The sequence below is a fragment of the Oscillospiraceae bacterium genome (genome assembly GCA_034925865.1).
In the GTDB taxonomy this organism is placed as follows: Bacteria; Bacillota; Clostridia; order Oscillospirales; family SIG627; genus SIG704.
The window spans coordinates 1-13,197 of the sequence record JAYFRN010000018.1 but is presented as its reverse complement, the minus strand read 5'-3'; the positions used below and the strand labels follow the sequence as shown (position 1 = coordinate 13,197).

The 13,197-nt window shown below is 45.4% G+C and carries 9 protein-coding genes; all 9 read right to left on the bottom strand.

Annotation, left to right across the window (positions count from 1 at the left end):
- Positions 1-271 precede the first annotated feature (271 nt).
- On the bottom strand, positions 272-1,219 hold the full coding sequence (locus tag VB118_07545; GenBank protein ID MEA4832455.1) for a ComEC/Rec2 family competence protein: 948 nt from the start codon (positions 1,217-1,219) through the stop codon (positions 272-274).
- A gap of 67 nt (positions 1,220-1,286) precedes the next feature.
- Positions 1,287-2,111: a hypothetical protein gene (locus tag VB118_07540; protein MEA4832454.1), complete on the bottom strand. Its 825-nt coding sequence runs from the start codon at positions 2,109-2,111 to the stop codon at positions 1,287-1,289.
- Positions 2,112-2,430: 319 nt separating this feature from the next.
- Positions 2,431-3,639 carry a Gfo/Idh/MocA family oxidoreductase gene (locus VB118_07535; GenBank protein ID MEA4832453.1) on the bottom strand — a complete coding sequence of 403 codons (1,209 nt, stop codon included), beginning with the start codon at positions 3,637-3,639 and terminating at the stop codon, positions 2,431-2,433.
- Positions 3,640-3,683: 44 nt separating this feature from the next.
- Complete coding sequence (locus tag VB118_07530; protein ID MEA4832452.1) at positions 3,684-4,256, bottom strand: flavin reductase family protein; 573 nt, start codon at positions 4,254-4,256, stop codon at positions 3,684-3,686.
- 87 nt (positions 4,257-4,343) lie between these two features.
- Positions 4,344-6,482, bottom strand: coding sequence for a DNA mismatch repair endonuclease MutL (mutL, locus tag VB118_07525; GenBank protein ID MEA4832451.1), 2,139 nt, complete (start codon positions 6,480-6,482; stop codon positions 4,344-4,346).
- A 49-nt stretch (positions 6,483-6,531) separates the two neighbouring features.
- Complete coding sequence (gene mutS, locus VB118_07520) at positions 6,532-9,138, bottom strand: DNA mismatch repair protein MutS (protein MEA4832450.1); 2,607 nt, start codon at positions 9,136-9,138, stop codon at positions 6,532-6,534.
- Positions 9,139-9,272: 134 nt separating this feature from the next.
- Positions 9,273-9,695, bottom strand: coding sequence for a YlbF family regulator (locus tag VB118_07515; protein MEA4832449.1), 423 nt, complete (start codon positions 9,693-9,695; stop codon positions 9,273-9,275).
- The gene (gene miaB / locus VB118_07510; GenBank protein ID MEA4832448.1) at positions 9,692-11,029 is read right to left on the bottom strand and encodes a tRNA (N6-isopentenyl adenosine(37)-C2)-methylthiotransferase MiaB; all 1,338 of its coding nucleotides are present in this window, start codon (positions 11,027-11,029) and stop codon (positions 9,692-9,694) included. Before miaB ends, VB118_07515 begins: the two co-directional genes overlap by 4 nt.
- A gap of 18 nt (positions 11,030-11,047) precedes the next feature.
- Positions 11,048-12,733: a hypothetical protein gene (locus VB118_07505; GenBank protein ID MEA4832447.1), complete on the bottom strand. Its 1,686-nt coding sequence runs from the start codon at positions 12,731-12,733 to the stop codon at positions 11,048-11,050.
- Between the last annotated feature and the right edge of the window lie 464 nt (positions 12,734-13,197).

Genomic DNA, 13,197 nt, shown 5'->3' with positions numbered 1-13,197 from the left:
TTCGATGATGATTTTTATGTGATTTTGCCCAAACATATTATAAGGGCAAGTCAAATAACACGCTTTATGAGAGAATAGCTTTTGGTATACGGCTTTTCGCTTTTATAATATCGCCTCTTCACGAATTTTCGTGGGATTATTTTCATAACTCAATCTCAATGCATATAGTTCTTAATTTTCTTTCCCGGTAATCACAATGCAAGCCGTGAACAAAGCATTTATAATCCTGTGGATTTAAAAAGCCGCTTTCACAAGCGGCTTAAAATAAACATTATTTATCTGCTACCCTGGTAATATAAGTGGCCAAAGCATCATTGGTAAATTTAAATCTTACCGTCCCGCTTATATCCGTGCGGTATATTTTTATACCGCGTTCCTTAAGACGTTCTGTCACACTTTCAGAGGGATGACCGAAGCCATTGTCTTCACCGACAGAAATCACGGCGAATTCCGGTGACACAATGTCAATAAGCTGTTCTGAGGTGGATGAGTCGGAACCGTGATGTCCGATTTTTATAACGTCGGCTTTCAGTTCAGAAGCCGGAAACATACCGCATATCTCTTTTTCAGTCTCTGTTTCAGCGTCTGCCATAAATAAAAAGCTTTTACCGGAAAGAGTGATTTTAGTCACAATACTGTCGTTATTCGCGTCTTCTCTGTTTTGATCATAAGCAGCACGCGAGTATAATATTCTTATAACTGCGCTTCCGACGATATATTCTCTGCCTGTTACAGCCGTTTCAACCGAAATTCCCTCGGTCGAATTGAACGCGTCGATAAGCTCTTCGTATTCGGGTGTCTTTTCGGTACGGCTTGTTATCAGAATTTTGTCAGGAACAAACTCCTTCACAATTCTCGCGGCTGAACCGATGTGATCCGAATGAGGATGCGTCAGGATCAGCATATCAAGCTTTTTAATTCCGTTAATACGCAGAAACGCAAGCAGCGAGGAACGATTTTCCTCCGGACCGCAGTCGATCAATATGTATTTTCCGTCGTCAGTGGAAACAAGAGCCGCGTCACCCTGCCCCACATCGATAAAATCGACCTTAGCGCATGTTTCTCCGACCTCTGCGGTAATATCCGGCTTAAAAGAAAACCTGCCCGGCAATATATACTTCCATATAATCAAAATCCCGATCAAGAGAACAAAGCTCATGACGGAATTAGTAATCAGCGTTGTATTGCCGATTCTTTTCTTTTCGGCGCCTCCGTTCATATCAAATAAGCCTTTCTTGTATGCGTGTTTAAGAAGTCAGGCAAGCTCGGCCGGGCTTAATAATTATTTATCCCTTCAGTCCCGCTGACAGGCATGAACAATTAAAATACTTTTTGGCTTCGTCGGTATATATTGCATCTTTATCGGCAAAGGTCAGTATTACCGCCGCCTCCCCTTTGATGGCTCCTGTATTCGGAACGACGGATAGCGCGAACCACAAGCCGGACGTCAATATGGCGACCGAATAATAGCTCTCCGCATATCCGCAAAGCTTGTCGCGGACAATAAAAGCCGTATCGGCGGACAAAGAAACATTCTTAATTTTATCCTGTCCCATTTTGCCAAAGGTTTTATAGATATCGGCCTTTGCTTCTATACCGGGATAAAGTTCTACATTCATATCAGTCTGAACCGCTTTAATACAGCAAGAGAGAGCGGTATACTTTTCAGGCAGAATTTTTTCCGTAAGGCCTATACCGTTTTTTATCGGTCTTCCGGCCGTCACTTCCCCAATGACGCGAGTCATGCGTCCCTGAAGAAAACCGTTCTGTGAAGCCCATCTTGTTATATCTCTGTAAGATACCCCCTTGAGCTTTTCGTTTAACAGGTATTCAAGCAAAAGCTCACACGGGTTAAAAAAGACGTCAATCGGATCTTGAGGCGCGGAAAAGGTGCGGCATTCAAAAATTGCCGTCAGCTTTTTTTTACGGTCTGAAAGCGCTTCGCGGCGCGATGCCATTTCATCAGGCGACAGAGAAGGAAAAGCATATTCCGAAAAAGCCACTCCCTCCTGTTCGCCGAGTATCAGCTGTTCAATCTGTCCGGGGCTCATTTCCGGATAGAGCCCGGAGAAAGCCTCCCTATCCTTATCACATATGACAGGTTGTTTCATTTTTATTTATATCCTTTCATTTCATTGCAGGGTAAAATATTATTAACGCGGCATTGAATAATTACCTCATATGCAAGGCTTATTTAATGTCTGCTGAACAATTATAAAACACATACGACAGTAAAGTACGGAAAAGATGTAAACAATGATTGTTCAGGTGCAAGGTTTTTAAGCTATTAAGCTCAAAAACCTTGCACCTCAAAATTGGTCGACTCCCGATCAATTAAAAAACAGACGGCAATCAATGAATACTGCAGGTTTTAGCTGGCTTTTCTACTGCCAAAACTTCAATAGACATTATTTAAATGCCGTTTAACACTTATACATTTACATCGTAATCATTTTCGTCGGCAGCACGCTTGATAACCCATTTTCCGTCGGTGAAATCCGGGATCGATATCGCGGTTCCTCCCAACGAAAGCGATTGCTCGACAAGGCATGAAATCGAAATATATGAGGCGGCGTCATATACATCGAGAGGCGGGCGCATATTATTACGTGCGTAATAACAGAACGCCTCAAGCATGAGATAATCCATTCCTCCGTGGCCACCCTTTACGCCTTCCTCAAGGCTCTTCTTCCACAGCGGATGATCAAATTCAGTGAGATAATCATCATCTTTTTCCCACGCGTCCTTAGGGCTTCTGCCTTCAATATAGACAGAATGATTGTCCTCCATCCAAAGTCCGTTCGTTCCTTGAACTCTCAGTCCTCTTGAATATGGGCGAGGAAGCGACGTGTCGTATGTAAGCGTTATCGTCTCACCGCATGCGCAGGTTATCAACGTATTTACTACATCGCCTTGTCTATATATTCCTTCAAAATCCTTGCCGGTTGTTTCTTTATAGTATTTCTGAAAGCCTCTGGCCTTTGTGGAAGAAGCCGACAGTGTCATGAATCTGTTTCCGGCATTGACGCCTATATATTTTGCCAGAGGAGCAAGCTCATGCGTCGGATATCCCTCCATATTTCTTATTTTATGCAGATATCTTTCGGCAAAGGGTCTTTCTCCGCTGTATTCCTTGTAAAGAAGCTCACGGCAGTCATGCTGATACGCTCCGGCAAGATAAATGAGCTCACCGAGCATACCCTTTCTGATCAGATTGAGCACAAACATCTCATATCTGCCCCAGCAGCAGTTTTCGAGAAGGAACAGGTGAGTTCCGGTTTCTTCGTGTGCATGAACAAGTCGCCTGCATTCATCGACAGAACCGGCAGGCCCAACCTCCATTCCGACATATATACCTTTTTTCATAGCGTATACAGCCGTCGGAATATGAGTTAACCATGTCGACGCGATAATGACTGCGTCGATATCCGCCTTGTCGATAAGCTCGCGGTAATCGGTAAATCCGGAGCATTCAACACCGTATTTTTCAGTGCATTGCTTCACGCATTCGGCGACTCTGCTTTCACAAAGATCACATACAGCCGTTACGACTGTGTTTTCGACAAAGCCCAGATTGGACATAAGGCTCTGTCCTCTGTTTCCGACACCGATAAACCCGACTTTAAGCTTTTTTTTCATTTGATCACACCTTCCCGCCTTGCGGCGAAAAAATAATATTGTTTTTACGGTCTCATTAGCTTTTTCTTTACGGAAAAGCCGAACGATCCTATTTTCCTGCCCAGTTCAAGGTAGTCGCCGTGGGAATACGCGACAAGCTTTGCTTTTGACATGCAAAGCTTTCCGTTTTCATCGATAAGCGTTTCATCTACGTCGACTGCGGCTATTTCCGCGAGAAACATATCGTGTGTGCCGAGCGGTATGATTTTGGTCACCCGGCATTCAAGCGATATGGGTGACTGCTTAATCAAAGGAGCCGCAACCTTGGCACCTTTTTCGGGATTAAGTCCGAAAAGCCTGAACTTGTCGGCTTTCGCGCCGGTATATACGCCGCAGGAATCGAGCGCGCGACACATTGAGCTTGTAGCAAGGTTTATTGTAAATTCCCCTGTGCTTTCTATTATATTATGAGAATACCTCTGCGGACGAATCGATACATATGTCATAGCCGGATTTGAATTTACGATTCCGGTCCACGCGACTGTCAGTACATTGGGATGCTCGAGCGTGCCGCATCCAACGAATACAACCGGAACAGGCGCGAGAATAGTTGCGGGGCTCCATACTGCTTTTGCCATCTGATACTTGCCTTTCTTCATCTTGATACATCAGAAGATATACCGTTTTCATTTGTGTGTATTGACGCTGCTGCATTAATAATACTATTATGTTCTGAAAAACAGCTTTTCCAGTTGTTTCTTAGTTATTTTAATTGCTACGGGACGTCCGTGAGGGCAAACCACTATACCGGGATTAGATATAATTTCTGAAACAATCCATTCGTAGTCCGCATTCGAATCGGGAATTCCGCCTTTTACGGCGGCTTTGCATGCCATAGAATAAAGCATCCGATCGGCTATGCGCGCGCGGGCGCTGTCCGCCTTTCCTCCGATAAGTAGATCTGACGCGGCTTTCTGAATAACACCGACTATTTTCTCCTCACCCAAGCCCGTAAGCTCCGCCGGCAGCTCGCGAAGAGCAAACTCCGCCTCTCCGAAAGGCTCAAGAGTAAAACCGCATTCCGCCAGCTCAGGAAGGCTTTCTGAAAGAGCCTGCGCTTCGCGTGGCTCAAGATGTATTATAACCGGAGCGACAAGCTGCTGCGCGCCAGAGCTGTGCATCGATACTTGCTTTTTAAGCCTTTCATATAATATGCGCTCGTGGGCGGCATGCTTGTCTATGAGAAATATTGAATCTCCGGATTCGTATGATATATATGTATTGAAAGCAACGCCTATGATCCTGCCGCCTTCCCGCGGTACGTCTTCATCATCCAAGTTTTCCGATAAAGGCAAGCGGGAGGATTCTGCCGGCTCCTTTTTCGAGGCGGAAGCGAAAAGCTCGACGCCTGACGGCGAGGAGGAAACCATAATATCTTCGTCTGTTCCGGATAAATTCTGATATTTATAAACTGTTTTATTATTTTCCGGCGCAGTACCGGAAGAAAGCGGAAGAGGTCCCGGTTTATTTTCAAAATATGAGGTCATCTGCCGTCCGGAATATATGCTTTCCGTTTTACTGTCGCCTGAGGGTACGACTATATGTGTGCATAAAGGTGTGGTTTCGGATTTTTCCTCTGCGGATTTAAAATTAATCGGCGTTTCCGGGCGGCCGTAAGCCTTCGGAATGCTTATTCTGTAAAGCTCGTCGTCTGTCTCTTTATCAGCAGATTGTCCTGATTCACGTTCCTGTCCTGCTTTTCCGCCTGGCAGAGCTTCCGATACCGAGGAGAAATTTATATTTTCAACTACTTTTTCGGTGCCTGAAATATTATTTCCGCTGTATTCTGACGTATACAAAGCGTTAGTCATTGCGAAAAGCGCGTCCTTTACCGTAAGATAAACGGCTTCGTATACGCTTCGCTCGTCCGAAAACCTGACCTCTGTTTTTGCCGGATGCACATTGACATCAACTTTGTCAAAATCCATATTCAAAAACAAGGCGCATGACGGAAACCGATCGCTTTTTATATAGCTTTTATAAGCTTCCTCAAGGGCGGCGAGCATCGTTCTGCTTTTTATAAGGCGGCGGTTTATATAAAACATCTGCATGGAGCGGTTTGCTCTGGCATACTCCGGCATTGTTATAAGCCCGCTCACGCCGATTGACGTGACCTTCTTTTCGGCGGGAATCAAGCCGGACGCAAGCTCTTTTCCGAAGGCTGAATACATGGCGTCGTAAAGGCTGCCGTTTCCGAAGGTGTGCATTCGCTCGATTCCGTCGCAGACATATTTAAACGATATTTCAGGATATGATATTGCGATTCTCTGAACGCATGCCATAACGGCGGCGTTTTCGGTCGCGGTTCGTTTTAAAAATTTTAAGCGCGCCGGTTGATTAAAAAAAAGGTCCTCCGCGGTGATCGATGTTCCGTCGGCGCAGCCCGCCTCATTCACAGAGATCACCCTCTCGCCTTCCGCAATCAGTTCCGTTCCGAAATCATCTTCACGCCGCTTTGTGACAAGCCTGAATCTTGATACGGACGATATGGCGGCAAGCGCCTCGCCTCTGAAGCCGAAGGTTCTTATATCGAATAAATCCGAAGGATTTTTTATCTTGCTCGTCGCGTGACGCCTTATGGAAAGCTCCGCGTCCGCGCGCGACATCCCGCACCCGTCATCCGTAACGCGCATGAAGGCGATTCCCCCGTTTTTAATCTCGACGGAAATGCGCGCCGCGCCGGCATCTATTGAATTTTCCAACAGCTCTTTTATGACTCCCGCTGGGCGGTCTACAACTTCGCCGGCCGCGATAAGATTCGCCGTATAGGAGTCGAGAACATTAATAGATTGGACAAGACTCATGATTTTAATCCTTTTTATTAATGGATAACAGGAAAAGCATCAGGCTTTGTTATAATTCCTTTGCTTTTTTGGTCAGCTCATAAAGCTTTCCCATTGCCTCAATCGGAGTGAGTGTATTCACGTCGATTGATTTCAATTCTTCGGCAAGAATGTTTTTCGCACTGTCAAAAAGCGATATTTCCGGAATGACCGCCTCCGTTTTTTGAACCGGAGTATTCGCGTTTTCTTCCTCAAGCTTTTTTAATATCTGTCTGGCCCGTCTGATAACCTCGGCGGGCACTCCGGCAAGCTGCGCAACCTCGATGCCATAGCTGTCATCGGCGCTTCCTCGGACTATTTTACGCAGAAAGGTGACGGAATCGCCGCGTTTTTTTGCCGCAATATTATAATTCTTCACGCCGTCTATCGAATTTTCAAGCTCTGAAAGCTCATGATAATGCGTCGCAAACATCGTTTTTGCCCCGAGCTTTTTCCCGGTCGTATATTCGAGAACGGCGCGGGCGATGCTCATGCCGTCATAGGTCGATGTGCCTCTGCCTATTTCGTCATATATAATGAGGCTCTTTTTAGTCGCGTGTTTGAGAATATATGCGACCTCGTTCATTTCGACCATAAAGGTCGAACTGCCCGATGAAAGGTCGTCGCTCGCGCCGATGCGTGTGAACAGCCTGTCGCATATTCCTATGCGGGCTTCTTCCGCAGGCACGAACGAGCCGATCTGAGCCATGAGAACAATAAGCGCCACCTGGCGCATATATGTAGATTTTCCGGCCATATTCGGACCGGTTATTATCATCGTGCGGTTTCTTCCGCAGTCTAGGCTGACATCGTTTGGAACGAAATAATCATTTGTAAATTTTTCGACGACGGGATGACGGCTGTTTTTCAATTCAATCAAGTCAGAATAATCCACTTCGGGACACACATAATTATTTTTCAGCGCGACCTCGGCGAGAGCGGCATATACATCCGTTTTCGCGAGAATTCCCGCGGCTGAAAAAATGGCGTCGGCGTATGACTTAACATTTTCAACGGCGGAAAGGTAAAGCTCGTATTCAAGCCCGATCGATTTATCGTTTGCGCCGAGAATGCGCGACTCCATATCTTTGAGTTCCCGGGTGATGAAGCGCTCGCAATTGGTCAGAGTCTGTTTTCTTATGTATCTGTCGGGGACGAGCGGGATATTTGATTTTGTGATCTCGATATAATATCCGAAAACCTTTGTATATCCGATTTTCAGGCCTTTGATTCCTGTAAGTTCTTTCTCCTGAGATTCAATCTGTGAGAGATATTCGCGGCTCTCGGTAACCATCGAACGAAGCTCGTCGACATCGGAATTGAAACCCTTTTTTATCAAGCCGCCTTCTCTGACCAAAAACGGAGGATCGTCTGTTATCGCTCTGTCAATGAAGTCGTAAAGCGCGCCGAGCTTTTCTCCCAGTTCCGTCCTCAATGAGTTGTACATTGAGGAAAGCTCTGAGGCGGAGGTATCGCACAAAAGAGCCTCAAGCTTCGGAAATATTGAAAGCGTCTGCTTTATCGCGATAAGGTCACGTGCGTTTGAGGTTCCGTATTGCACCTTCGTAAAGAGACGCTCAAGATCCTGAGCGCCGGAAAGCGCCGCGCGGACATCGTCGCGAAGAATCGTATGCGAAAAGAATTCGGCAACGGCTCCCTGTCTGAGCTGAACGGCACGGCAGTTGACAAGCGGCTGCTCAATGAATTTTCTCATAAGCCTTGCGCCGGGCGACGTCTTTGTCTTATCAAGCACCCATAAAAGCGATCCGCGCCGCTCCTTAGTCCGAAGCGTTTCACACAGCTCAAGATTTCTTCTTGTCGAAGCGTCTATAGACATGAAGCTCTCAGAGCCGTAAGCGCATATTTCGGTAATTTCCGGCACGGAGGTTTTCTGGGTTTCGGAAATATATCTGATTATCGCAGCACATGCCCCTCCGTCAGTCCCGGATATCGAAAAGCCTTCAGGAAAACACTCATCCGGAAATTGATTTTTAATAAGTGCCTGGTCGGGAATAAAATATTCGCCGGCAGATGCGGTAATCGAGCATTTTTCATTTTGGCTGAGAAAATCCGTAAGCCTTGCAACGCGTTCGCCGGGAGCGTTTATTATTACTTCAGACGGCTTGAACAGCGAAAGCTCGTTTATTATCGATTGAAACAGCTCGTCTTCATCAGAACCATTAACCGTCGTAAGTTCTATCATCGCGCGTGAAATATCGCAGAAGGCACACGCGGCGGTCAGACCGTATATGTTTAGCGCGCACAGATAGTTGTTTTTGCTTTCATCAAGCAGCTTTCCGTCTGTAAGCGTTCCGGGCGTAACAATCCGCACGATATCACGGCGGACGATATTGCCCTGCGCCTGAGCAGGAGTTTCCATCTGTTCGCAGACGACGACCTTATATCCTTTTTCGACAAGCCGTCCGATATACACATCACACGCGTGATACGGAATTCCGCACATAGGGGCTCGTTCATCTTCACCGCAGTCACGCCCGGTCAGAACAAGCTCCAGCTCCTTTGAAACAATCTTCGCGTCCTCGAAAAACATCTCGTAAAAATCTCCGAGACGGTAAAAAACGATATAATCCGAATATTGCTTCTTTATTTCGAGATAATGCTGCATCATCGGAGACATGGATTATTCACCCTTACTTTTATTTTTTTCCGGTATTGAAAATGGCATTAAAAATCATTGTTATACAAGAGAAAAAAGCCGTTTACCAAAACCTTTTCTCGTTAAATGGTAATATCTTTTTTCGTGTTAATAATTCAATGGCATCCGCCGCAGGACGAACAATTACCGCCGCAGCCGGAGGACATTTCCGGATAGCGGGAAAAGATCGCGGACTGTATCGTATTGTTAACCTGTGAAAGCAGATCATTTAACTTCTGCTCGGCATCGTTATATTCTTTTAACGTTTCGTTTTCGGAAGCTTCCTTATAAAGCGCCGAAATGCGCTTTTGAATAGCATTTACAAGCTGTTCATCATGATTTTCGTCCTTGAGAACATTATCCAGCGCGGTTTTCTGAACGCTGTATTCGCGTATGCTCTTCAGAAGCTCCGAATCGGTATCGTATTCTTTCTTGGCTTCGACATAATTTTTCACAAGCTCGTTGTCGGCAATAAGCAGACCGAGCTGTGACGCGAGTTCAAGTATTTCCATTGTTTTATTTACCTTTCTTTTTATCATACAAGCTCTCCGAAAAGCATTATAGCTTCAGCGGAGGTTATTTTTATATCGGCAAAGCTGCCGATGAGTTTTTCCGCTTCCGCGGTGTTGGAGAAATGGATAAGCTTTCCCGACAAGCTGCGCGCCGAAAGCCGCTCCGGAGATGATTTGCTGACGCCGTCTACAAGGGATCTGAGCGTTTTCCCGACGAGCTTTGAATTGATATCAGATTGGATCTCCGTCTGAAGCTTTAAAAGACGTGCCATGCGTTCTTTTTTTATCTCATCCGGTATCTGATTTGTCATTTCGGACGCGGGCGTTCCTTTTCGTCTTGAGTATACAAACGAAAACACACCGTCAAACCTTATTCTTTCAAGCATATCAAGCGTATCGAGAAAATCTTCTTCCGTCTCTCCCGGAAAACCCACGATTATATCGGTGGTAATTGAAAGCCCGGGTATTTTTTCATGCATATATTCGGTCAGTGTTAAAAACTGAGCCCTGGTATAACGCCGGTTCATCCCGGCAAGCACACGATCCGAGCCGGATTGCAGCGGAAGATGAAAATGCGGTGCGATGTGTTCCGACGATCCCATCACATCGATAAGCTCACGTGTCGCATCTTTGGGATTTGAAGTCATAAATCTCAACTGATAATCGCCGGGAATCGACGAAATCCGCCTTAAAAGCTCGGCAAACGTGATTTTATCGGTGGTAAAATCATTTCCGTAGGAATTCACGTTCTGTCCGAGCAGCGTGATATCTCTATAACCGCTTTCGATAAGCCCTTTCACTTCAGAAATAACTCTCTCCGGCGAGCGGCTGCGTTCCCTTCCGCGTACATATGGTACAATGCAATAGCTGCAAAAATTATTACAGCCGTACATTATGCTGACCCATGCTTTGAACGTGCTTTTCCGCTTTACCGGTATCCCTTCTGTTATAGCTCCGGAATTTTCCGAATAGTTTTCAAGAAAAAAGCGTCTTCTTCGGCTTTTTTTAACTTCCGCGAGTAGATCTGGAAAGCGATCGGTCATATTTGTTCCGAAAATGAAATCGACATAGGGATATTTATTCTTTATATCCTCCTTGCGGTGCTCCTGCTGGATCATGCAGCCGCAAACTGCGATAATCAAATCGGGATTTTTCTCTTTTATATGCTTGAGCTGGCCGGTATTTGACAACGCCTTCAGCTCCGCATGCTCACGGACGGCGCAGGTGTTTACGACGATCAGGTCGGCCTCTTCCTTTGTATCGACTTCGGTATAACCAATCTTCTCAGCCATGCCGAGAATTTTTTCACTATCGGCCTCGTTTTGCTGACAGCCGTAGGTTTCAATATATATGCCTGGCATTTATATTATTTACTTTCTTTATTTACTTTCTTTATTTTCTTGTTTTAAAGGAACCAAATCGCAAATGGTTCTATGCGGTCGAATCCAAAGCCGGGCGCGTTTTGTTACCTCGGTTTTGTTTGAAAGAAAACCGGGCAGCGAAGATGCGCCGGAGCCGGATACGAAAACGCCCTCACATCCGGAAAGGTAAAGCGTGTCAAAATATCCGGTGAGCTGATCAGGATCGTTACCGAGCTTGTCGCAATCGGCATATCCGAACAGCCGGACGCGTGTGCCTTTGATATAAGCGCCGTAAGCCGAAAGCGCCTCCTCTGCAAGCTCCGGCGGAACATCCGGAATTATTATATCCGCGAATGAATTTCTGATCCAGTACGGAATATCGAATCCCATCTCTCCGGTACGGGAGGCATCGAAACGTACGGCAAGCCGCTTTTTCCCGACAGAATCGCGCAGCTTTCTCATGAATGAATTTACTATCTGGAATTTCAGCTTTTCTAAAGCGTCGGCTTCTTCAGGCGTAAGAGCTTCTTTGCCGGCGATATCCACATCGAATTTTTTAAGAAGCACCGAAGCCGTTTCATATCCCAGCATAACCGGAAAAGCAGAAAAATCGACAAGCACGGTTTTAATCCCGAAGCTCTTTGCATGTCGCGCAACCTCGTAAATGATACGGTCCCTCGTGTCGGCATAATAAAGGCTCGGAACACCGGTGGACGAGCCGTCTGATTTGCGCACCGCGTAATTTCCGTTCTGCAAAATTGGAGGCTGGTTAATACAGACAAGCTTTTTATCCTCGCTTCCGCGTGAGCAGCAGATGATCCTGTGTTCCGTGTCGTTTTCCGCGTAAGCCGCAAGCTGTTCTTCATAACTGAGCGGCCTGATTCGTATATACGATATCGGCATCGGCGATATGATCCGGCCAACCTGTTCCGAATCAAAATGCTCAGAACATACGGCAACCTCGGTTATGCATTCACGGCTGTTTTTATCCGGAATGAACATAACATGTACGGGCTTTCCGCTCTTGATATGCGATATCTTCTGTTTTTTTCCGGTATAGCTGCCGTCGTTGACAATTCCCGCATATACGGCAAAAAAGCCGTCCAGCACATAAGGAATGTCTATTTTAAGCTGTTTTCCGGAGACACTAATAAAGTCAATATCCGTATCCATGCCGAGAGGACGGAGCGAATGCGATTTAATTCTTCCGGCGTCTGTGGCAAATCTGGACGGAGAAAATAACAGAACGCTGAGCCTGTCATCTTCTGAAATTTCGGATATGTTTACGCTTTTATCGGACTTCAACGGAAAATCACAATACAGCTTTTCCGGAAGATAAATACTTTTTTCTGTATATGCCGCCGTTTCACCGGTCGGCGAATAAACTGTCAATCGGATGGAATATTTAGGGGCTTTTTCGTATATGCCTATGTTGCCGCGGACTCCGGAATCATCGGCATGTTGCGGAACGATTGTCCTTTTCTTGTCTGAAAGGTTGAATACGGCAACACAAACCGAGGATGAACAATCAAATACTACGGTTTCCCGGCAAACCTCAGAGCGATCGCAGAGCAAAACGGCGGTCGCCGAAAGCCGCAAGCCTTCGTGAGCCGATATCGCGGCCGAGCATACCGCTCGTTCCGCCCAGGAATCCGGCGAAACATTTATATAATTGATAAAAATTTTATTTTCGGAGGTATTCATAGCTTATATTGCCTCGCGCTTATAATTCAAGGTTTTGATTTCATCATTAAAGCAAGCGTCATGAGTTTCTGATGTTACATAAAGCTTATATCCTCTTATAATGATATATTCATATGCAACAACACATAGCAATGTACTCAGGCAGATCCTTCGTGTTTATGGTAAATATGAAAATTTAAAAATTTACACGGAATCAGCTGAATCATAACCCGTTTGACATAGATATTATATTATATCATACAATCAAAAAAAATAAAAGGATTTTTCAAATATTTCATTACAGGCTCTGAATAATCTTGCGAAGCATTTTAGATAATGTATATTAGTACTTCGTAACATCTAAAACTTGTATAAAGGCAAAATCTATGATACAATATTCTCATCACATGATGGGAGGATATTGCATGCCGTCAGTCAAATATGTAATCGAACTCAATGAAAGTGACCGTAGTTCACTAATGGAT

Coding starts and splice junctions, on each gene's coding strand:
- VB118_07545 (MEA4832455.1), bottom strand. CDS start 1,219: ATGAACGGAGGCGCCGAAAAGAAAAGAATCGGCAATACAACGCTGATT.
- VB118_07540 (MEA4832454.1), bottom strand. CDS start 2,111: ATGAAACAACCTGTCATATGTGATAAGGATAGGGAGGCTTTCTCCGGG.
- VB118_07535 (MEA4832453.1), bottom strand. CDS start 3,639: ATGAAAAAAAAGCTTAAAGTCGGGTTTATCGGTGTCGGAAACAGAGGA.
- VB118_07530 (MEA4832452.1), bottom strand. CDS start 4,256: ATGGCAAAAGCAGTATGGAGCCCCGCAACTATTCTCGCGCCTGTTCCG.
- mutL (MEA4832451.1), bottom strand. CDS start 6,482: ATGAGTCTTGTCCAATCTATTAATGTTCTCGACTCCTATACGGCGAAT.
- mutS (MEA4832450.1), bottom strand. CDS start 9,138: ATGTCTCCGATGATGCAGCATTATCTCGAAATAAAGAAGCAATATTCG.
- VB118_07515 (MEA4832449.1), bottom strand. CDS start 9,695: ATGATAAAAAGAAAGGTAAATAAAACAATGGAAATACTTGAACTCGCG.
- miaB (MEA4832448.1), bottom strand. CDS start 11,029: ATGCCAGGCATATATATTGAAACCTACGGCTGTCAGCAAAACGAGGCC.
- VB118_07505 (MEA4832447.1), bottom strand. CDS start 12,733: ATGAATACCTCCGAAAATAAAATTTTTATCAATTATATAAATGTTTCG.